This is a genomic window from Marinobacter sp. B-12 (genome assembly GCF_056857915.1).
Window position 1 is genome coordinate 71614 of record NZ_JBSXOB010000052.1, and the last position, 22214, is coordinate 93827.

Consider the following 22214-nt stretch of genomic DNA (forward strand, 5'->3'; position numbering starts at 1 on the left):
ATCATGGCCGCAATTGATGAATTGAAAGACCTCCTGTCCCAGGACATCCGTCAACTCGAATCCCTGGCGGACGTCCTGCAGCAGGAAAAAGCCTGCCTTTCCACATCTGATATCCGTAAACTCGAAACCCTGACTGGCGAGAAAAACACTCTGCTGGGCCAGATTCGTGATCGGGCCAAACTCAAAATCCGCCTACTGGTGTCGATGGGCTTTCGACCTGAAAACGGAGCCCCCTCACGGTTTATTCTTAGCGCCGGCCTGTCAGATGTTTACGACTTGTGGCAGGACGCCGATGAACGTCTTAAGACCTGTCACCAGCTGAATAGCAATAACGGGCGGGTTGTCAGTCACCTGCAGAAGCGCCTTTCACGTCTGACTGATATATTCCGCGGCGTTGCCGGGCACCAGACCCTCTACGGCGCTCAGGGCGAGCAAAAGGCCGTATCACACCGCACCGTTCTGGCGAGCGCCTGACCCGGGGCTCCGTAGAAATCGGAGCCCAACGCATCCCATCAGCGCGTATAGATCGTCATCTGGGAATCCGGATGGAAGCGGATATTGTCGAGGGCGATGTTCCCCATGGAAGGCCCCTGGCTGCCGCTGACTCGTATATTGTCCATACGAATCTGCTCGATCCTTTCCGGGAAAGCCAGGGTGAGTCCGCCATCGTCACGGACCGCGTAACGAGGAACATCATCCCGATAATGCACACCGGATATCGTCAAATTGGAATCCAGGAAGTTCAGCACCGGCACGAAAATGTTCGCTGTCAGCTTGAGGCCTTCGATGACATCCGGATCAACCTCTCCTGCCCCGTCATGACTTCCAGCCATGGCGGACACATTGGCGATACGATCCAGCAACGATTGATCACCTTGCCCGGCCACACCGGCCAGCTCGTCGTCATTAAGCGGCGACAAACCGGAACGCTCGTATAGTTGGCCGGCGTCGGTGACGTCACGTGAATCATTCGTGGTGCTGCCGGCGGCAAAACTGACCAGTGGCTGAAATGGCAACACCGCCATGGTGACCAGGGCTGCCGCGTTGCGGTAACGGGATTGGTGCCTGAGTACACGATGGAGCTCACGCTCGGTAATCCAGCCGGATTGTATAAACACCTCACCGAGCCGTTGACCGGTCTCATGCTGTAGGTGCAAGCCCTCTTCCAACTGAATTTCGGAAAGGTATCCCCGGTTTATCAGCAACCGACCGAGACGGGATTTTTCTTCGAAGCCCTGACGGATTTTCAAGGTATGCCTCCAATAGCTTTACAGTGATTGCCGTACAACCTGGCTCGGTCAGAGAGCATCAATGACACTGATGCGACAGAAGATTAGCTGATAGTCATGAACTCCGCAGGGAATATGCCCGACTTGACAAGTATTATCTGCTAACATCCTGCAACAGACTGGATTCATGGGGACAGTATCGCAGCAAATATTCCCATAGCTAACGACTATTCCCTGATACTAACAACGTGAGCCATTATAGAATGACAAATTCCGTAAAACCGTTTCGATATGTGATGAAAATCGCTCTATCTGTAACCTTCATGCTGGGTGTTGCGAATTGCCTGGCGGCTGATGGACAACAAAACGAGCTGCCACAGGTGATTATTGAAACCAGTGAAGGTGCCATTGAGGTGACCCTGCGCCCGGACATCGCTCCCGAAACCGTTGAGAATTTCATCACCTACGCTAAAAATGGATTCTACGAGGGAACGCTGTTCCATCGGGTCATTCCGGGTTTCATGATCCAGGGCGGCGGTTTCGACCAGGATCTCAAACAGAAGCAGACTCGTAGCCCTATCCGGAACGAAGCCAAGCCAACCGCCAAGAACCTTCGCGGTACGATCGCCATGGCACGCACAAGCTCACCGGACTCCGCCACCTCCCAGTTTTTCATCAACCTGACCGACAACGGCTTCCTGAACGCAGGTGTCCGCGGCCCGGGCTACGCGGTATTTGGCAAGGTGACAGGCGGAATGGGGGTTGTGGATGCCATCGCCGGCAAGAAAACGGTCAGATCCCGAGGCATGGCAGATGTGCCGCAGGACCCCATCATTATCCGTAGCGTTTCGGTGCGGAAAACCGATACGGCTGCAGAGTAGACCGTTAAGCCTACTGACCGGATACAATGATCGTGACTGACCCCAGGCTACCGTCCATTGCAACCGCCGACATTGATTGGAGTAATGGCGCACCCCGCTGTCGCCGCTTTGGCGATGTTTACTTCTGCAGCGAGAATGGCCTTGAAGAAACACGACATGTGTTTATCGACCAGAACCGGCTTCGTGAACGTTTCTCCTTATTGACCGCAGCCTCCCCCTTCGTCATAGCAGAAACAGGGTTTGGCACTGGCCTGAATTTCCTCGCAGCCTGGCAAGTCTGGGATGAAACAGCCACACCACGCAACGGTTGCCTGCATTTCGTCTCCGCCGAACGTCACCCGATGACTCACGACGACCTTGCCCGAGCACTTACTCTGTGGCCAGAGCTCAAAGTCTACGCTGACCAACTGCTTGAACAGTATCCTGCCCCCACCTCCGGCGTCCATCGCCTGGTGCTCGCCGGTGGTCGCGTCAGGCTGACACTGTTTTTCGGCGACGTAGCCGATGCCTGGCGCGAGCTGGATTTTCGGGCGGATGCCTGGTTCCTGGACGGTTTCGCGCCCGCGAAAAATCCGGGCATGTGGACGAGTGAAGTCATCGACGCGATACCGGGCCACAGCAAGCCCGGCACGACTCTCGCCACCTTTACATCCGTTGGCGAGGTGCGGCGACGGCTGATTGCGGCTGGCTTCACCATGCGGAAAGTTCCCGGATTTGGCCCAAAATGGGACATGTTGGCCGGCACACTGGGAGACGCCACCAGCCCAGAAACACCGCCAGCCGCGAACGACGTTGAGTCCATTGCCATCATTGGCGCCGGAGTTGCTGGCAGCCTGCTGGCCCGGAATCTGGCGGAGCGTGGATTGCATGTTACTGTGATTGACCGCGCTCAAGAGGCTGGAACAGCCGCCTCTGGCAATATCCAGGGTGCGCTGTATGTCAAACTGGGCATCGAGTTCAATGATCAGGCAAAGCTCGGCCTCTCATCGTTGCTGTTCAGTCAACGCTACTATCAACAGTTCGGCGGCGAGTACTGGCACCCTTCCGGGCTTGTTCAACTGGCACACAGTGACAGCGAGCAAGACCGCCAGAACCGTTTCATCACCCGCAACGACTACCCCAACGCTGTATTGCAGCAGATCAGTGCGGAACAGGCGTCCGATCTTGCCGGCATTCCGCTGACTCGGGGAGGCCTCTGGTTCCCTCGCAGTGGATGGCTTGAGCCCGGCGGGCTTTGTCGGGCGTTAATGGCGCATGAGCGAATCTTTCAGTGTTTTGGTTTTGATGTCCATCGACTTACCCCCTGCAATGGCAAATGGCATATTGCGGGCAATGGTGAACAGGATGTTGTAGTCGATCGGGTGGTGATATGCGCCGGCCATCAGACACCGGACCTTATTCCGCTGAAGGGTGACTTCCGTTTCCGTGCGATTCGAGGGCAAGTGACTCACTTGCCGGCGACGGCGGTGAAATGCCCTGATGTGGTGGTGTGCGGATCTGGGTACCTCAATCCCGCCCACGGCGGCATGACGCTGGCGGGTGCCACCTTCGATCTTCATGACCCATCGCCGACCCTGTCTATCGAAAGCCACCGGGATAACCTTTCGATGCTCGATGCGATGGTACCGGGCGCGATGGACGGCGACGCAGGCGAGCTTGATCCCGCGAGTCTTGATGGCAAAGTCGGGTTTCGATGCACCACCCATGACTATCAACCGGTCGCTGGTCCGCTAATGGATGCCCGTAACCAACCACTGGAAGGAATCAACCTGTTTACCGGGCTGGGCAGCAAGGGGCTGAGTTACGCTCCGCTGCTCGCAGAATATCTGGCTGACCGACTCTCAGGGCAGCCCTCCTGCATACCCAGATCCCTCGCAAAACGCGTGGCAACGGACCGCTGCCACCGAGTAGATATAACATCGCAGGAAACAATCAGCGCCTGAAGAAATCAAACCTTCTGCCGATAACCGGAAAAGACCCTGTCACAACCGGAGCAGATCATTATGTCCATTCATGTCAGTGAACCCGGCAGACCCGTCGGAACACGCCTGCCGGAGATATTCCGGGGTCGCCGGGTGGGCGATGTCACAGAATTAAGTGAATCCCATAATATTGACGTTCGGCACAGTGAAGCAACCGACGCCGAATTCCAGCTTGCGGCCCGCTCCGGCCGCCAGCGTGCCATCGAGGAATACGGTGCTGCAGCATCCGGTGAATCCAAAGAGCGACGGGCCTACCTGCCGGTATCCCAGATCTGCACCCCTGCCCTGCATTCTCTGCCAGCCACCGCAAGCGTCGCTGATGCGATGGACGCCATGGATGAAAACGGCGTTAACCATCTCGTGATTACGGCAGATGGCAACGTAGCGGGGCTCGTGGATCTACGCTGGTTGCTGGCCTGGCTGCACGAAACCGATGCGAACGCCATGAGTGCCAGTTTCGTTAATATTGAGTTACCGGCCTTCCTGACCTCGTCTCCCGAGACCGATGCCCACCAGTTGGCAAGACTCATGCTCGCCCATCAACTGAATGCCGCTCTGGTGGTTGATGAGAGGGGCCAGTCAGCAGGCATCGTCACCAGCACCGATTACCTGAAGCTGTACGCGAACGCCAGCCGGCACGAGGGTAGCGTTTAGCCGTGGGTAGATCTACCGCACTCGATTAATGCAACGATAGCCCCTCTCCAGTAAACAGCCGAACCTCCCAGGTCTCAGACGTACCACTTTCGATTTTGACCAGGGCGGTTATTTCGTCATCGCGGTAATTTTCCAACCGTTCTATTTCGCCCTCTGCCCCATTCAGTGGCAACTGCGTTCTCCATTTCCGGCTGCTGTCATTGTCATCATCGCTGCTTTCCTCAAGTGAAATCCGCGCCAGGATGGGATTGATCAGGCTATTTCCCTCGCTTTCGCTGAAATTACCGTTGGTACTTCCTGCGACCAGAATATCCCGGTCGTAAGTGCGCACCGCACGCAGCGATTCAGTGGATGCATCATCCCCATCATTGAAAGTAAAGGCCCGAGTTACATCACCCAACGCCGTGTAGGACAACGCAAAGCCTGCCTGGCTGTTGATCTGACGGCGCCGTAATGAGCGGTTTCCATCGCCAGACTCGACGCGATAATGGCCGTCACCCTGGCCCACCAGCCAGACATTGTTGGTCCCGTAGATGCCGTCGGACAGGTTTTCGTTGCCGGCGGTTCCCCGCTGCCTGACGTTAATCGTGCTGTCTGCGCTGGAGGCGATGAAAAAGAACGCGTCTTTTCCGCCGAGCTGGGACTGGCCACTCACCGCGCCCGAGGAATCACCGATCAGCAGCGGACCGCTGGTGGAGGTACTGCCCCCTACAACCGACTCATCATGGCCTGCCGATCCTACCTGTCGTGTCCAGGCAACCACCGGCACAACCGAATTGCCATCAACGGTGGTGTCGATTCTCTGGAGAAAGCTGTCCACACCACCAGCGGCGGTTTCGTTCGGCCACTGGCCATTGGTTTCCCCGGCGTTCACTACGTAACCACCGTCTTCATCAATCCCGGTCCACCTGGGAATGTCATCACCGGGTGTGCCGGTCACAATGCTCCAAACCGGTACATAACTGTCCGGATCCTGTGCGGTGTCGAAGAAATAAAGCAGGGTATGAGCGTCCACACCGTCGCCGCCAGGGGTACCGTCCGGTGCCTGTCCACTGCCGAACGAGACGACGAATTCATAGCGGGTAACATCGTCCTCCCCTTCCTTGACCTCACGCTCGACAAAACCGATAACCGGTTCCGCACCCGGGGCAATGGCGGCCTCTGACAATCGCTGTTCCGTTATTTCCCCTTTCTGCGTGACGATACGCACCCAGGGACGGTCACCATCATCGATACGATAGCCGGCAATGAAAAGACGGCCGTTGTGCCCAAAAGCCGTGTCAGTGGGAATAAACGACGTACTGTTGCCCACCTCAAGCGATGAGGTCAGTTCGTTGATGTTCACCCGCAGCTTGTCAGCATCTGCCGAGGCGGCAAAATTCTCCCGTCCCGACTGATAACGTTCGTCCAGACCCAGCAGAACGAAGCGATCGTTCTCCAACTGGCCGTTGGTGTAGTCGTCGGGAATGCGGATGCGAAAGCGCATTTGCTCAACGCCCTCGGCAAAGGTGAGAAGATCCCCTTCCACCCAGTCGCCGTCCGCATTCCGGACTTCCACAAGGAACTCCTCGCCCAGGAGCACATCGGAATCATCATCCTCGCCCAGCTTCACACTGTAGGCGCCGGCCCGTTCGCCGCTGATCAACGCAACATACTCGCGAACAGCGCCGACGTTAAGCGCATCGCGGGTTCCGCCGGCCAAGGTTTCCAGGCGCACGGCCGGTTCATTGTCCGCTATCCGCAGCAATTCCCTGACACCGGAATTGGAACTGCCAAGCCCGGCAAGGCCAGACCTCACTTCGGTCAGCCGGATGTTCAGGGTTTCCAGGGGTTCGGCCTCGGTGTCCTCAATGACTTCCAGGCGGATGTAACATTCGGTGATTCCGGGTTCCAGAGTGATTACGCCTTTGGATAAAAATCCGTCATCGTCCGGCTGATACTGAAGATAGGAAGGCACCGGTAAGGTCGGCTCACTCTGCGTGCCCAAACCGACAATGTCCTTACCGATGATTGCCTCGTTGTCGTTGGCGGCGCCATTCTCACAACGCTGATGAGGGGGATCAATATCCTCGTCACAGCGTTGTGGATTGAAGCTTGAGTCCAGTTCAAAGGCCACCGACACACGGGTGACAGAGGGCTGATCAAGCAGTACGCGCACAAGAACGGGATAGGTGTCGCTGGTGCGTTGAACGGTCTTGACGACGGCACCATCATCGTCGTATTCGTTTACCTCGTATGTCTGGCGACCGATTTCTCCGACATCCGGAGCCTCGCACCGATTATCACGCTCCTCCGGCGCCTCAAATGCTTCTCCCTCGGTAAAATCGTCGATGGCCAGGCTAAGCACATTTTCCTGGACCTCAATGTCAAATGGCTGTGAACCAGCCGCACGGCCATCATTGCCAACCAGGGTGATGTTTTCCGTCGTGCCAAGGTCATCACGGCCTCTGGAGCCACCGGTCAGCCCCGGAACGCCCCGCATGATGACACCCTGGCGCGCCTTGTTGCTGGTGTCTTCCAGCGCCAGCCAGGACGGCGCATTGGTAAGCGAATAATCGAGAATGTCGTCGCTGTCGAAAGCGCCAAAATTGTAGGCGTATTCAACGCCCAGATAAGCATCGTCCGGCGGTGTTCCCAGAATGTAGGGGTCTTCGGCGTCCTGCTCGGTCTTGCAACCGCCAATGACAACCAGGATCAGTGACAGCAGGGCAATACAGCCCCCGCGGGGAAAACGGCGAAGAATACAGGAGAGGCAAGAGAGCGAATCGGCGCGCATGAAAAAGTCCGTTTCAGAGCATTGTTTTTATGGGTGCTTTACACACCGTTACAGAACAAGCTCATGGTAATCAATTTCACGGAGGCAGGATCTGCGCGAGTTCTCAGATTCTGGCCACGGACGGATCACAGGGTACGCCGTGGCCGGAGGTTTTATTCCAGACTGTGGGTCGCGAGAAAATCGACGAAGGCAGACTCGTCCATCACCGGGACACCCAGGTTTTCGGCCTTCGTCAGTTTCGAGCCGGCGGCTTCGCCGGCGACGACACAGGAGGTCTTGCCAGAGACGCTTCCCGCCACTTTGGCCCCCAGGGACTCCAGTTTTGCCTTGGCGTCGTCCCTCGTCATGCCAGACAGAGACCCGGTCAGTACCCAGGTTTCTCCCTTCAGGGGCTTTTCACTGGCGGTGATCACTTCAGTTTGCCATTGAACCCCTGCGTCTTTCAGGGCCTGGATGGTTTCCTGGTTGTGGGTCTGGTCGAAGAAGCTACGAATGTGACCGGCGACAATGGGCCCAACGTCCGGCACTGACTGCAGGGTATCCTCATCAGCCTCACTGATGGATTCCAGGGTTCCAAAGTGACTGGCCAGGGCTTTGGCCGTCGCCTCACCCACTTCCCGGATACCAAGAGCGTAGAGGAACTTCCAAAGGACCGGATTGCGGGATCGATCGATAGCGTCGATCAGGTTACCCGCCGACTTTTCTCCCATACGCTCAAGGCCGGTAAGGTCGGCTTTCTTAAGAAGGTACAGGTCAGCAACGGTGCTCACCAGCTCCCTGTCCACCAGGATATCAATCCACTTGTCCCCCAACCCTTCTATGTCCAGGGCCTTGCGGGACGCATAGTGCCGGATGGCTTCCTTGCGCTGTGCCGGGCAGAACAGCCCGCCAGAACAGCGGGCCACCACTTCGCCCTCGATCTGCACAATGTCGGACTGGCATACCGGGCAGGCATCCGGCAGTTCGACTTCACGGGCGTTGTCGGGGCGTCGTTCGGCCACAACCTTGACCACTTGGGGGATCACGTCCCCGGCCCGTCGAACGAACACGGTGTCTCCGATACGGACACCCAGTCGTTGGATCTCGTCCATATTATGCAGAGTGGCGTTGCTAACCGTGACGCCTCCCACAAATACCGGCTTGAGCCTGGCGACTGGCGTGATCGCACCGGTACGGCCGACCTGGAACTCCACGTCTTCAATGATCGTCAATTCTTCCTGCGCCGGGAATTTCTGGGCGATGGCCCATCGGGGGGCACGGGAAACAAACCCCAACTGCTGTTGCAATGCCAGGCTATTTACCTTGAAAACAATGCCATCGATTTCATAAGGGAGCGTGGCCCGTTTATCCATCAGCTCATTGTAGGCTTGCAGGCAGTCCTCCACGCCGGTCGCCCGACGCATCTCGGGGTTGATTCGGAACCCCCAGGCGCTGACCTGTTTCAGGCCCTCCCAATGTGTGGTGGGCAGCAGGCTTTCGTCTTCAAGCGCAACACTGTAGGCACATAATTCGAGTGGGCGTCGAGCCGTCACGGTGGGCTTTTTCTGTCTCAGACTGCCAGCGGCGGCATTGCGAGGGTTAACAAACGTCTTCTCACCCTTGTTCGCCAGGCGTCTGTTCAGCGCTTCGAACCCTTCCCGGGGCATATAGACTTCGCCCCGGACTTCCACCAGCTCAGGAACCTTGCCTCCGCGAAGCCTGAGGGGCACCGATGGAATGGTGCGGATGTTCGCGGTTATGTCCTCACCGGTATACCCATCGCCTCGAGTGGCTGCACGGGTCAGCACGCCGGATTCATAATGAAGGCTAACGGCCAGCCCATCCAGTTTGGGCTCGCAGACATACTCAATGTCGTCGCCGGTCTTGAGCCGGCCTTTCACCCGGCGATCAAAGTCCCTCAGCTCCTCGTCACTGAACGCATTGTCCAGGGAAAGCATGGGAATACGGTGAACCACCTCCTCGAAGGTGGTTTCCACCGATCCCCCCACTCGTCGGGTGGGGGTATCAGGCGTCACAATATCGGGGTATTGCGTTTCCAGGTCCTGTAATTCCCGGAACAGGCGGTCGTATTCGGCATCCGGTACGCGGGGATCGTCCAGAACATAGTATTGATAGTTATGCTCAGTGATGATGTCCCGGAGTTCTCCGGCCCGGCTGATAACGTCGGGAGAGGCTTTGGTCATTGTCTGGGGGATCGTTGTTTGCGTTCAAACTCGCGGATGCGTTGGCGGCAGTGTTCAATGGTTTGCGGGGTCATCACGCTTCGCCGCTCGTCCTTCAGTTCACCGCCAAGATTGCGTACCACGCACTGCGCCGTTTCCAGCATGAACTCGAAGGCTTGCATGGAATTGGTGGGCCCGGGCATGCTCATAAAGAAGCTGATCCCCGGCGTGGACAAGGCCGGCATATCCTCGGGTTTGAAGGTACCGGGCTCAACGGCGCTGGCCACGCTGAACTGGACCGGGCTGGTGGTGTCCGACTGCTCGTGGCGATGGTAGATGTCCATGTCGCCATGCTCCAGGCCGCAGGCTTCGAACAGCGCCTTGAGTTTGGTACCCGCGAAATTCTGCTCACTTTTTGCCAAAACATTGATAACGACCACTTCCCGGGCCTCCGGCCGGTTGGCGCCTGCGAGGGGCTGCCCTGATTGTCGTGCCGCGGTTTCCCGCCTTGCAGTGTCCTCCTCCACCTCGGTGGTTACAGTGGGGGGCGCTGCGTCTTCATCAGGGCCAGTGTCCGCAATATCGGCTTCAGGTTCTTCGTCAACCGCACCCCAACCGGTGTCGGAATCGTATTCAACGTCACTGGGTTCACTGGCAGCCAGATTTTCCGCGTCCGGTTCAGCCGCTGCCGCCGGTTCTTCGGCGTTGTCCTTGCCCGTAACGCCCGCGCTGCTTACCACCGGCCTGGTCGGTTTGGGCTTGGGCCTGGCGAACCGACTCTTTTCAGGCTTGACGTAGCCGCGCTCTTCCAGCGTGTCCCGTGAAATGGTGCGCGCCCCTCCATTGGGGAGCTCAGGGTTGTAGTCCTGCTCCAACGGGGAATCGTCGAGATCATCCGCGCCCATGCCAGAGGAGATCGCGATTGATTCCTTGCGGGCGCGCCTCATCCGGCGCAAACCATCAATCACAATACCGAGGATAACCAGGGTGCCGATGGCAATTAACCATTCCCTAAGAGACATAGTGGTGCTGTCCTGTTTGCAGATCAGATATCGTTGCTACTCTAAGAAAAGCCTGTAATGAATACAACGCAAACACAGTCCAGATGGCAGTTTTGTCATTTTTGCACAAACCGTGACCGCCTGTCCGCCAGCGACGAGGCATCACGCTTCAGCCAGTGCGGCAGCCTCGTCCACATCTACGGATACCAGCCGTGAGCATCCTGGCTCATGCATCGTGACCCCCATCAGTTGGTCGGCCATTTCCATGGCAATCTTGTTGTGGGTAATGTAGATGAACTGTACCTGTTTTGACATTTCCTTGACCATGTTGGCGTATCGTCCCACGTTGGCATCGTCTAACGGTGCATCCACCTCATCCAGCATACAGAACGGGGCCGGATTGAGCTGGAAGATAGAGAACACCAATGCGATGGCCGTCAATGCCTTCTCCCCACCGGAAAGCAGGTGAATGGTGCTGTTTTTCTTGCCCGGCGGCCGCGCCATGATGGCAACGCCCGTTTCCAGCAGATCCTCCCCCGTAAGCTCAAGGTAAGCATTGCCTCCTCCGAACACTTTCGGGAACAGCGCCTGGAGCCCCCCATTGACCTGGTCGAACGTCTCCTTGAAGCGCTGCCGGGTTTCACGATCGATCTTGCGTATGGCGTTGTCCAGGGTTTCCAGCGCTTCCATCAGGTCTTCATGCTGGCTGTCCAGATAGGTCTTGCGCTCGCTCTGAACCTGGTACTCCTCGATGGCAGCGAGGTTGATAGCACCCAGGCGCTGAATCCGGGATCCGATTTTTTCAAGGTCTTCCGCCCAGGCCTTCTCGCTGGCATCTTCAGGTAAGGTGGACAGCACTTCCTGCAGGCGGACGTCCAGTTCCTCAAGCTGTTCCAGATGATTGCTGGCGCGAATCTCCAGTGCCTGGGATTCCATTTTCAGCTTCTCGAGGCTGGCGCGGACGTCCTGGATGGTGTGCTCTATGCGGCTGCGACTTTGCTCCCGATCGCGCACCTCCTGATCAATTTCTTCAAGGGCATCCCGGGCAGCACCCAACTTTCCCTCTTCAGCCAAACGCCTGTCCAGCAGGCCTTCCAACTGCATTTGTAGGTCTTCGATGGGCTCTTCGGCGTTTTCGCGGCTTTCACGGAGAATGTCGAGGCGCTCGTCCAGGCGCTCTTTCTGCAGCTGCATTCGGTCAATGGTCTGACGCAAGCCATCACGCTGGCTGTTCAGGGACTGAAGCTGGAGCTGCAACTGGTGGGCATGGTCCCGATCGTGCCGAGCCTCCTGACGAAGCCGGTCAAGGTTTTCACGCAGCACGTCCCGACGTTCAAGCAGTCGTTCCTTCTCTTCATCACTGTCTTCCGTCGATGCCAGGGCCTGCTGCCACTCCTCCCGGGTTTCCAGCAGTTGCCCCTGCTGTTCTTCAAGATTCATGGACACGTCCGTGAGATCGTCACGAATGCGCTGCAGCCTTGCATCAATCTGTTCCGCACGCGCTTTCAGGCCGCTGATCTTGGACGACAGGGTGGCGAGTTCCCGATCAGCATCCGCCAGCCGGCCCTGGGCCTCGTCCCTGGCGGCTTCCGCCCGTTCTGATTGTTCCAGCAACCGGTCCAGGTTATCGGTGGCGGCTTCCAGCGAGGCTTCCGCCTGTTCCAATTCTCCCGCCAGTGCGGTGACTTTCTTCTGGCGCTCGATGACACCAATCTGGGCCGCGTCGGAATCGGGCATCAACACCCAGTCGGCGGAAAACCAGGCACCCTCGGGGGTTATGAGACTCCTGCCCGGCGCCAAACCTTTCTGTCGTTCCAGCGCGTCCTCCATGGACTCCGCAGTATCAACAAGCGCCAGCAAGGGTGCCATGCCCCCAGCGCCGGATACCTTGCTTGCGAGCCCCTCTGATGGACGATTGGCGCTGGTATCGCTATTCACCAATGCCAAACCTCGGGGAGCATCGTTCATGTCGGAGTGCACGCCCTCCAGCCCGGGCACGCTCAGCCCCTGGCTGAAACGCCCAATGACCTGCTCTACCGCAAATTCCCAGCCATCGTCTATCCGAAGCTGCGTAGCCAGTCGTGGACTGTCGCTGAGGCTGTGTTTGTTGAGCCACGCCTGCAAAGTGTCGTCCTGGCTTCCCATCTGTTCGTCCAGCAGGGCCTGCTGGGATTCCAGCGATGCCCTCAGGCTCTGGACCTGCTGGCGCGCATCCGTGGCAGCCTGCTCTGCGTCCCGCTGATGGTGGCGTGCCTCCTGGAGTTCGTCCTGGACAACGTTGATTCGCTCAGAGGCTTCCTCCCTCTGCAACTCCAGGGTTTCCTGCTGCTCCAGCAGGTCGTCCAGTTCTGCCCGATCAACCTGCCCTTCCAGCAGATCCTGTTCTTCTCGAAGCCGTTGTTGACGGGTGCGCAGTTGTTCAATGGCATTTTCCTGGGAACGGATACTGGACTGGGCCAGTTCTGCCTGCCGGCGCGCATCCGCTGACCGGGAACTGAAGTCCTCCCAGTTGTGCTGCCACTCGCTCATGGCATCCTCGGCACTCTGGAGCTTTTCGCCGGATTCCTCCGATTTCAGGATCAGCGCCTCCTGCTCCGGCTCCAACATATCCAGTTCTTCCTGGATGCCCGTCAGTTTCTCTTCATCCTGTTCCAGTTCCCGAGCCAATTCGCGCTGGTTGGCCATGGCCTGGTCCAGTTCCGCTGCCGTCTGGCGGCTGCGCTCGCGTTGGTGCTCGAGGCTCTGCTCAATGCGGGCAATGTCAGCACCGGCTTCGTAGTAACGCGCCTGCGCCCGATTGAAATGTTCGTTACGCTCCTGATGCCCGTCCCGCAGGGATTCCAGAGCCGTTTCGAGGCTGACCCGTTCAGACAGCTGCTTCTCGAGCTCTAGCTCGGTATCCCGGATGCGGGTACGCCAGGTCTGAAGATCGGTGTCCAGAGACTGCCAGCGCAACACCGTCAGTTCGGCCTTTTTCTGGCGTTCTTCCTGCTTGTAGGCCTTGTATTTTTCTGCCGACTGAGCCTGACGCTCAAGGTGTTGCAGTTGCCTGCCAAGTTCGTCCCGAAGATCCGTCAGGCGCTCCAGGTTCTCCTGGGTCCGGCGGATGCGGCTTTCGGTTTCCTTGCGACGCTCTTTATACTTGGAGATACCCGCAGCTTCCTCAATATACACCCGCAATTCTTCCGGCTTGGCCTCGATCAGTCGCGAGATCATTCCCTGTTCGATAATGGCGTAGCTGCGGGGACCCAGCCCGGTCCCGAGGAAGAGGTCGGTAATGTCACGACGTCGGCATTTGGAGCCATTCAGGAAGTACTCCGACTGCCCCTCGCGGGACACACGGCGGCGTACCGAAATTTCGTTGAAACGCACGAACTCGCCGGGCGCTGAGCCGTCGCTGTTGTCGAACACCAGTTCTATGGAGGCCTGGCCAACGGGTTTGCGCGCACTGGAGCCATTGAAGATAACATCCGACATGGACTCGCCACGGAGATACTTGGCCGAGCTTTCCCCCATCACCCAGCGCACCGCATCGATGATATTGGACTTGCCACAACCGTTGGGGCCCACGACCGCTGTCATGTTGGACGGAAACGGCACAGTGGTGGGATCAACGAAAGATTTGAAACCGGACAGTTTGATGGACTTCAGGCGCATATCAGGCGCTCACCTCTTCCCTGAGAATACTCAGTACCTGTTCACGCTGGTGTTCACCAAACTCACAGATGGCGGTTTCAAGGCCGGCGGAGTCGTCACGCACAGCTGCATCTGCAAGTTGCCGGAAAAAGCGCCCGGTTTCCGCCAACTCATCGCGGAAGTTCTCCAGCGCGACGAAATAAGTCCGGCTGATCGCAGGCCGGAAATTCTCCAGGGTTTCCTCAAGGAACGGGTTTTCCACCAGTCCATAGGCGTAGCGCATTACCCCGAATCCGGCATCAATCACCTGCTCGGCAGCATCTCCGCCAGAGGAATTGAGCGCATCAATGACCGCCTGAAGCTCTCGCACCTGGCCCATCACGCCAGACAGTTCGCTGCCGGACCAGCGTTCCAGCACCTTACGCCCCAGCATGCACAGCAAATCAATGTAGATATCGTAGAGGCTGTTGACGAGCTCCGGAGTCAAACGGGACACCACAGCACCACGGCGAGGAAAAATATCCACCAGATGGCGGCGCTGAAGAATCAACAGCGCCTCACGAACGGAACCACGACTGACATTCAGTTCACCGGCAACCTTGAGTTCCTGGATTCGCTCGCCCGGCCTCAGGTCGCCGGTCACAATGCGCTGCCCCAGGTGCTGGGCTATCTGTTCGGAAAGACTTTCGGGGGCCTGAAACCTCATAAAGTTCGTCGCTCACTCGCTACTGGCAGCAAAGAATAAGCGCAGAAGTTTACCACAGGCACCCGTGAGCCCAATCCCCTTGTCGGACATTTTAACGATCCGGTCATGCCGGCAAACGTATGCCGGAAACTTGACGCACCCGGCACCAACGCTGCCCCAACCTCTGAAAAATGCTGGATATATGTTCCTTATGAAACTGTTTTTGTTGGCTATTTCTACTACTGGCTCAAACTATGCTTAAAGAAGGCAAAATAACTGAACAGGCAGCTTTGTGTGAAACACATCCCGTCAATCAACAAGCCCGGACCACAACCTCAGAAACTCGCTGCCCTGCGTCAGGCGCACCGCGACTGGAATGAATCTCCGGACGTGCTTACCCGGCTGACCCGCAGACTGTCCACAACACTCAGCCTGGAAACACAACTGGCGATTCTGGCCGATGAGATTGCCAGCGTAGTTCCCCACGACTGCCTGACTTACCGCCATACCATAGCGTCGCGGGATTTTGTCTACGTAACCGGTATGGGCGGCCCCCATCGCTGTGAATATCGGCTCAATCTCGAGGGCGGCTTTTACGGCACACTTTCTCTCAGCCGTCGGCAGAAGTTCACTGAACAGGAACTCGAAGGCATTGAATTGATGCTTGCGGTCGCCATCTGCCCTGTTCGCAATGCCTGTCAGTTTATTGCTATCGAGCAGGCGGCTCTAACGGACTCGCTGACCGGTGTGCCGAATAAGCGTGCCATGGACGAGGCGCTGTCCCGTGCTTGCTGTCTTGGCGACAGGCATGGAGAACAACATTCACTGATCCTGTGCGATCTGGATTATTTCAAACAGGTGAATGACCAATACGGCCATGTGGTGGGGGATCACATACTGAAACTGGCGGCCGAAGAACTTGAAAAGGCCGTCAGGAATTCCGACAGCGTGTACCGCTTTGGCGGAGAAGAGTTTGCCATTCTGCTGGCCCATACCGACGAGGCAAACGCTCGTGACGTGGGCGACCGTATTCGCGAATTCATCAACACCATTGTGGTGAACTGCGGGGATACCAATATTACGGTCACTGCCAGCTGCGGCGTAGCCATGAGAATGGCGGATGAATCTGCTGACCAGTGGCTTGCCCGCGCCGACGAAGCGCTGTACCGGGCGAAAGCCCATGGTCGCAATTGCACACGGGTTTTCGCCGCTATCAGTAAGTGATCAGCGTTTTCCAGACTTTGCCGGTGGCTTGCCTGATGGTTTCCGGCCTGTCGAAGGGCCAGCACTGTCGACCTGCCATCGCGCGCCACCAGATTTGCGTGGCCCCGTCCCGGACTGTTTGCGGCGCTTGCGATCAAGGGTCTTTTGCTCAGACGGCGTTTTTGCCGGAATCTCTACCGGCTTCAAATCCACGGCTTTGCTCAGCGAATCCACGGCCTTCTGATCCAGCTCTTCCCATTTACCAACGGTCAGGCGGCTTGGCAGGAAAATTGGCCCGTAACGCACTCGCTTCAACCGACTGACCCTCACACCCTGGGATTCCCAAAGCCTACGCACTTCTCGGTTACGGCCTTCCAGAAGCGTGACATGGAACCATTGGTTGATTCCCTTGCCTCCGGCCTCGCTGATGTCTGAAAACTTCGCCATGCCGTCGTCGAGCAGCACCCCCTCGGACAACCTTTTGACCATCGCTTCATCCACGTCGCCAAAAACCCTGACCGCGTATTCTCGATCAATCTGACGCGACGGGTGCATCAAACGGTTGGCAAGCTCCCCATCGGTGGTGAACAGCACCAGGCCGGTGGTATTGATGTCCAGTCGCCCAATGGCAATCCAGCGGTGATCACGAAGCCGGGGAAGACTATCAAATACCGTCGGTCGTCCTTCCGGATCGCGGCGTGTGGTGACCTCACCCTCTGGTTTGTTATAGATAAGCACCCGCCTGACCAGCTCGGCTCCTGCCACTATGTCCAGGCGCTTGCCGTCGAGCTCAATGCGATCATCAACCGTGGCTTTCTGCCCCGGTTCAACCGGTTTTCCATTGATGCTCAGGCGACCGGCCCCGATCCAGGATTCAACTTCCCGACGCGATCCCACGCCAGCACGCGCCAATAGCTTCTGTATGCGCTCCGGGCCGGAAACGGTGGTTTCATCCGCCTGCCGTTGTTCAGGTTTCTTGGGGCGATTGGCCGCCATGGATCTGTCCTTAACGAGTGGCTGACGCCGATGGCATCAGTGAAGTGTTTGTTCTGGCGCGTTGTCGGGATTGGAGTCTTCCCCATTGCCACCAGTGCTTCGGGCCGGAGATTCGAATTCGATCTCAGCCTGCATGTTTTTCTCGATTTCCCGACCGATTTCTTCCAGGTCCCGTATTTCTGACAAGGGCGGCATCTGCTCCAGACCTTCCAGATTGAAATAGTCCAGAAACTGACGGGTGGTTGCATACATAGCGGGCCTGCCGGGCACATCGCGGTGCCCCACGACCCTCACCCATTCCCGCTCAAGCAACGTACGAACAATATTGCTGCTGACGGTGACACCCCGAATGTCCTCAATTTCACTACGGGTGATGGGCTGGCGATAGGCAATCAGTGCCAACGTCTCCAGCAATGCGCGGGAGTACCTCTGGGGCTTTTCCTCGAATAAGCGCCCTACCCACGGAGCAAATTCTTCCCGCACCTGTAGACGATAACCACTGGCTATTTTCTTCAGCTCGAATCCCCGCCCCTGGCAAGACTGCTCCAGCAAGAGCAGCACATGCTCCATCACCTGGCGGGCCGGGCGCTCACCTTCTTCAAAAAGATCCCGTAGTTGGTCGACCGATAAGGGTTTGCCGGCTGCCAGTAACGCAGCTTCGGTTATGGCCTGTATTTTGCGGAGATTTTCCTCGTTCATACCGCTCTCGCCCTGACATGGATCGGGCCCAGCACCTCGGCTTGGACCACTTCGATCAGTTGCTCCTTGACCAGTTCCAGGGTCGCCAGGAAACTCACCACAACCCCCAGTCGTCCCTCCTCCGGAGTGAACAGACTTTCGAACGTTACGAACTGGTCATCCCGCAGGACCGATAATATCGACGACATGCGTTCACGGGTGGATAAACGCTCACGCTCCACATGGTGGCTGGTAAACAGGTCTGCGCGTTTAAGCACGCCCTGCAACGCAAACAGAATTTCCCGCAAGTCCACGTCGGGATGGGGCTGACTGGAAGGCATCCGGGGCAGCGCAGCAGAGGCAACAAAATTGTCCCGCTCAAGCCGCGGCATATCATCGATATCCTCGGCAGCCTGCTTGAAGCGCTCATACTGCTGCAGCCTGCGTATCAGTTCTGCCCGCGGATCGATGTCCTCTTCGTCCTCGGATTCCTGCCTCGGCAGCAGCATCCTGGATTTTATCTCCGCCAGAGTCGCAGCCATAACCAGATACTCTGCCGCCAACTCGAACCGCATGGCTTCAACGGCGCCGATGTAGTCCATGTACTGCTTGGTGATCTCGCTGACATCAATGTTGAGGATGTCCATGTTTTGGCGACGGATCAGATACAGCAACAAATCCAACGGCCCTTCAAAGGCCTCAAGGAATACCGCCAGGGCATCGGGGGGAATATACAGGTCACGCGGCAGGTCAACCACCGGCTTACCCGAGACACGGGCAAGTGGCGCCTGCTCAGCAGGCGCCCCAAGTGCCTCAGCACTCTCATCCGCCGTCGTACTGCCTGTGGTTTCCTCCGTCATGCTCTCTCCAAAGTCGTCAGCGTCAGGGCTTAGCGGTAGTTCAGGCCCATGGCTGTACGAACTTCCTCAAGGGTGTCCCTCGCTGCATCCCTGGCTTGCTCGCAACCCTCTTCAATAATGGCATGAACCAGATCAGGGTTTCCTTCATATTCGCGAGCACGTTCATGCAGGGGGCGCTGCTCTTCAATAATCGAGTCAATCAGCGGTTTCTTGCACTCCAGGCAACCAATGCCCGCCGAGCGGCAGCCGGTTTGCACCCATTCCTGAGTATCTGCATCGGAATAAACCTGATGAAGCCCCCAAACTGGACACTTCTCCGGTTCGCCCGGATCGGTGCGACGCACCCGCTGGGGGTCGGTCTGCATGGTGCGGACTTTCTGGGCGACGCTGTCAGGGTCTTCGCGCAAGCCGATGTAGTTGTTGTAGGACTTGGACATTTTCTGGCCGTCCAGTCCCGGCATTTTCGATTCCGGTGTCAGCAGGGGCTGGGGTTCCGGAAGAATCACCTTGCCACCACCTTCGATATAGCCGTACAGCCGTTCACGGTCGCCCAGGGAGATGTTCTGTTGCTCCTTGAGCAAAGCCCGAGCCGTTTCCAGGGCTTCCATATCACCCTCTTCCTGGTAACGCTTCTTCAGAGTGCGGTACAGCTTGGCGTTCTTCTTGCCCATCTTGACGATGGCACCCTCTGCCTGCTCCTCAAACCCTGGCTCACGGCCGTAGATGTGATTGAAGCGGCGAGCGACTTCGCGCGTGATTTCCACGTGGGACACCTGATCCGCACCCACGGGTACGCGGCCGGCCCGATACATCAGAATGTCCGCGCTCTGCAGCAGTGGATAGCCGAGAAAACCGTAGGTAGCCAGGTCTTTCTCTCGAAGTTTCTCCTGCTGATCCTTGTAGGTGGGGACGCGCTCGAGCCAGCCCAATGGGGTAATCATCGACAACAGCAGATGCAGCTCCGCGTGTTCCGGTACCTTGGACTGGATGAACATCGTTGAGGACCCGGGATTGACGCCTGCCGCAAGCCAGTCGATTACCATATCCCAGACGCTGTCCTCAATACCGCTGGGATCATCATAGTTGGTGGTCAGCGCGTGCCAATCGGCAACGAAGAAAAAGCATTCGAATTCATGCTGGAGTTTGACCCAGTTCTTCAGAACACCATGATAATGGCCAAGGTGCAACTTGCCGGTGGGACGCATGCCGGACAAAATCCGTTGCTGGGAATCGACAGAACTCAAAGCATGAACTCCTTTTGTTTATAGGGAACAGCCATCATATTGCAGGCTGACCGGGCATTATAGTCTTATGTGTGGCCCGCGTTAAGAAGGCATTGAAAAACCTGCACTGGCGCCAGAAAACAAAAAGCCCCCGGCAGTCCGCATGGCAGACCCGGGGGCTTTCCTTCACCGGCGGTATTTTACCAGCCAGTCACTTCCTTCAGCGCCTTGCCGATTTCAGCCAGGCTGCGCACGGTTTTGACACCGGCGTCGTTCAGGGCAGCGAATTTCTCATCCGCCGTGCCCTTACCACCGGAGATAATCGCACCGGCGTGGCCCATACGCTTACCAGGAGGCGCCGTCACACCCGCGATGTAGGACACCACCGGCTTGCTGACGTTTTCCTTGATGAACGCAGCGGCTTCTTCCTCAGCGGTTCCGCCGATTTCGCCGATCATCACGATGGCTTCTGTCTGCGGATCGTCCTGCAGCAACTGCAGGATATCGATGAAGTTGGAGCCCGGAATCGGGTCACCACCGATGCCGACACAGGTGGACTGACCATAACCGAAGTCGGTGGTTTGCTTGACCGCTTCATACGTCAGGGTACCTGAGCGGGACACAATGCCCACTTTGCCCGGCTTGTGGATGTGGCCCGGCATGATACCGATCTTGCTCTCACCTGGCGTGATCACACCCGGGCAGTTCGGCCCGATCATGCGAACACCCTTGCGATCGACGTACTCCTTTGCGTAGAGCATGTCGATGGTCGGGATGCCTTCGGTGATGCAGACGATCAGCTGGATACCAGCGTCAGCCGCTTCAACAATGGCGTCTTTACAGAACGGCGCAGGAACGTAGATAACAGTAGCTTCGGCGCCCGTCTTCTCGACCGCTTCACGCACGGTGTTGAACACCGGCAGACCCAAGTGTTCAGTGCCGCCCTTACCGGGGCTTACGCCACCAACCATTTTTGTACCGTACTCAATGGCTTGTTCAGAATGGAACGTGCCCTGTGCGCCGGTAAAGCCCTGGCAGATAACCTTGGTGTCTTTGCTAATCAGGATGCTCATTATTTACCCCCCGCGGCTTTAACGACTTGCTCTGCCGCATTCGACAGACTGGTGGCGGCAATGATGTTCAGGCCACTGTCAGCGAGTACTTTAGTGCCCTTCTCGGCGTTGTTACCTTCCAGACGCACAACCACAGGAACCTTGACGCCAACATCTTTTACGGCGCCGATGATGCCCTCGGCAATCATGTCACAGCGAACAATGCCGCCGAAGATGTTGACCAGTACCGCTTTTACGTTGTCGTCAGACAGGATGATCTTGAACGCTTCGGAAACGCGTTCTTTGGTGGCACCGCCGCCAACGTCCAGGAAGTTCGCAGGCTGGCCGCCGGACAGCTTGATGATGTCCATGGTACCCATGGCCAACCCAGCGCCGTTAACCATGCAGCCGATGTTGCCATCCAGAGCCACGTAGTTGAGTTCCCATTTGGCAGCTTCGGCTTCCCGGGAATCTTCCTGGGAGGGATCGTGCATCTCATGGATCTTCTTCTGACGGTACAGGGCGTTGCCATCAACACCGATCTTGGCGTCCAGGCAATGCAGATCCCCGGCTGGCGTGATAACCAGTGGGTTAATCTCCAGCAGCGCCAGATCACGATCTTCAAACAGTTTCGCCAGACCCATGAAAATCTTGGTAAACTGACCGATCTGCTTGCCTTCGAGACCCAATTTAAAAGCGAGTTCGCGCCCCTGGTACGGCTGCGCGCCGACCAGCGGGTCGATTTCGGCTTTCAGGATCTTTTCCGGAGTTTCTTCGGCAACCTGTTCGATCTCAACACCACCTTCGGTGGAGGCCATGAACACGATACGGCGAGTACCGCGATCGACAACCGCACCCAGATAGAGTTCCTGGTCGATATCGGTAAGGGACTCAACAAGAATCTTGCTGACTGGCTGGCCGTTTTCATCGGTCTGGTAAGTCACCAGATTCTTGCCGAGCCAGTTTTCAGCGAAGGCACGGATTTCGTCTTTGCTCTTGACCAGCTTTACACCACCGGCCTTACCTCGGCCACCAGCGTGAACCTGTGCCTTTACAACCCATGCGTCACCACCGATTTCGGTGGCAGCCGCTACGGCTTCCTGAGGGGTATCGCAGGCAACGCCCTGGGATACTGGCAGGCCATATTCAGCGAAAAGCTGTTTGCCCTGATATTCATGCAAATTCATAGTTAATGT

General features: G+C 57.3%; 17 protein-coding genes. 5 read left to right on the forward strand and 12 right to left on the reverse strand.

Translation table 11 applies throughout. From position 1 onward, the window contains the following. Positions 1-3 precede the first annotated feature (3 nt). Complete coding sequence (locus AC13D2_RS09745) at positions 4-474, forward strand: flagella synthesis protein FlgN (RefSeq protein ID WP_292048230.1); 471 nt, start codon at positions 4-6, stop codon at positions 472-474. Between the two features lie 38 nt (positions 475-512). On the opposite strand, the gene AC13D2_RS09750 is transcribed toward AC13D2_RS09745, so the two are convergent. Continuing rightward, complete coding sequence (locus AC13D2_RS09750) at positions 513-1250, reverse strand: cyclic di-GMP-binding domain-containing protein, MshE-related (protein WP_300498395.1); 738 nt, start codon at positions 1248-1250, stop codon at positions 513-515. 242 nt (positions 1251-1492) lie between these two features. On the opposite strand from AC13D2_RS09750, the gene AC13D2_RS09755 reads away from it, so the two are divergent. The 3 genes from AC13D2_RS09755 to AC13D2_RS09765 are packed head-to-tail and all read left to right on the forward strand — an operon-like array spanning position 1493 to position 4746. After that, the gene (locus tag AC13D2_RS09755) at positions 1493-2110 is read left to right on the forward strand and encodes a peptidylprolyl isomerase (protein ID WP_420391089.1); all 618 of its coding nucleotides are present in this window, start codon (positions 1493-1495) and stop codon (positions 2108-2110) included. 26 nt (positions 2111-2136) lie between these two features. After that, positions 2137-4053 carry a bifunctional tRNA (5-methylaminomethyl-2-thiouridine)(34)-methyltransferase MnmC2/FAD-dependent 5-carboxymethylaminomethyl-2-thiouridine(34) oxidoreductase MnmC1 gene (mnmC, locus tag AC13D2_RS09760; RefSeq protein WP_292048228.1) on the forward strand — a complete coding sequence of 639 codons (1917 nt, stop codon included), beginning with the start codon at positions 2137-2139 and terminating at the stop codon, positions 4051-4053. Between the two features lie 60 nt (positions 4054-4113). Beyond that, positions 4114-4746: a CBS domain-containing protein gene (locus tag AC13D2_RS09765; RefSeq protein ID WP_292048227.1), complete on the forward strand. Its 633-nt coding sequence runs from the start codon at positions 4114-4116 to the stop codon at positions 4744-4746. Between the two features lie 25 nt (positions 4747-4771). Here AC13D2_RS09765 and AC13D2_RS09770 read toward each other — a convergent pair whose 3' ends face one another. From AC13D2_RS09770 to AC13D2_RS09790, 5 genes are all read right to left on the reverse strand, one after another. Continuing rightward, positions 4772-7522, reverse strand: a complete 2751-nt coding sequence (locus tag AC13D2_RS09770; RefSeq protein WP_300498393.1) for a hypothetical protein — start codon at positions 7520-7522, stop codon at positions 4772-4774. Positions 7523-7674: 152 nt separating this feature from the next. Next, positions 7675-9705, reverse strand: a complete 2031-nt coding sequence (gene ligA, locus AC13D2_RS09775) for an NAD-dependent DNA ligase LigA (RefSeq protein ID WP_300498391.1) — start codon at positions 9703-9705, stop codon at positions 7675-7677. Continuing rightward, the gene (zipA, locus tag AC13D2_RS09780; RefSeq protein ID WP_300498389.1) at positions 9702-10706 is read right to left on the reverse strand and encodes a cell division protein ZipA; all 1005 of its coding nucleotides are present in this window, start codon (positions 10704-10706) and stop codon (positions 9702-9704) included. The genes ligA and zipA overlap by 4 nt, the downstream gene beginning before the upstream one ends. A gap of 141 nt (positions 10707-10847) precedes the next feature. Further along, positions 10848-14342 (reverse strand): chromosome segregation protein SMC, encoded by a 3495-nt coding sequence (gene smc, locus AC13D2_RS09785; protein ID WP_300498387.1) that lies wholly within the window; start codon positions 14340-14342, stop codon positions 10848-10850. A 1-nt stretch (position 14343) separates the two neighbouring features. Then, the gene (locus AC13D2_RS09790) at positions 14344-15027 is read right to left on the reverse strand and encodes a GntR family transcriptional regulator (protein WP_007152330.1); all 684 of its coding nucleotides are present in this window, start codon (positions 15025-15027) and stop codon (positions 14344-14346) included. 273 nt (positions 15028-15300) lie between these two features. Here AC13D2_RS09790 and AC13D2_RS09795 point away from each other — a divergent pair, with 273 nt between their 5' ends. Next, positions 15301-16230 (forward strand): GGDEF domain-containing protein, encoded by a 930-nt coding sequence (locus tag AC13D2_RS09795; RefSeq protein ID WP_292048219.1) that lies wholly within the window; start codon positions 15301-15303, stop codon positions 16228-16230. On the opposite strand, the gene rluB is transcribed toward AC13D2_RS09795, so the two are convergent. The 6 genes from rluB to sucC all read right to left on the reverse strand — a co-directional run bounded on the left by rluB (position 16231) and on the right by sucC (position 22205). Further along, entirely contained in the window at positions 16231-17205 is a 975-nt protein-coding gene (gene rluB, locus AC13D2_RS09800) for a 23S rRNA pseudouridine(2605) synthase RluB (RefSeq protein WP_292048218.1), read from the reverse strand. A 36-nt stretch (positions 17206-17241) separates the two neighbouring features. Beyond that, positions 17242-17904 carry an SMC-Scp complex subunit ScpB gene (scpB, locus tag AC13D2_RS09805; protein WP_482938552.1) on the reverse strand — a complete coding sequence of 221 codons (663 nt, stop codon included), beginning with the start codon at positions 17902-17904 and terminating at the stop codon, positions 17242-17244. Beyond that, on the reverse strand, positions 17901-18743 hold the full coding sequence (locus AC13D2_RS09810; RefSeq protein WP_300498383.1) for a segregation and condensation protein A: 843 nt from the start codon (positions 18741-18743) through the stop codon (positions 17901-17903). The genes scpB and AC13D2_RS09810 overlap by 4 nt, the downstream gene beginning before the upstream one ends. A 29-nt stretch (positions 18744-18772) precedes the next feature. After that, a complete protein-coding gene (locus AC13D2_RS09815; protein ID WP_300498381.1) occupies positions 18773-19987 on the reverse strand; it encodes a tryptophan--tRNA ligase in 1215 nt (404 codons plus the stop codon). A 179-nt stretch (positions 19988-20166) separates the two neighbouring features. Next, entirely contained in the window at positions 20167-21039 is an 873-nt protein-coding gene (gene sucD, locus AC13D2_RS09820) for a succinate--CoA ligase subunit alpha (RefSeq protein WP_300498378.1), read from the reverse strand. Beyond that, positions 21039-22205 carry an ADP-forming succinate--CoA ligase subunit beta gene (gene sucC / locus AC13D2_RS09825; protein ID WP_300498376.1) on the reverse strand — a complete coding sequence of 389 codons (1167 nt, stop codon included), beginning with the start codon at positions 22203-22205 and terminating at the stop codon, positions 21039-21041. Before sucC ends, sucD begins: the two co-directional genes overlap by 1 nt. Positions 22206-22214: the final 9 nt, after the last annotated feature.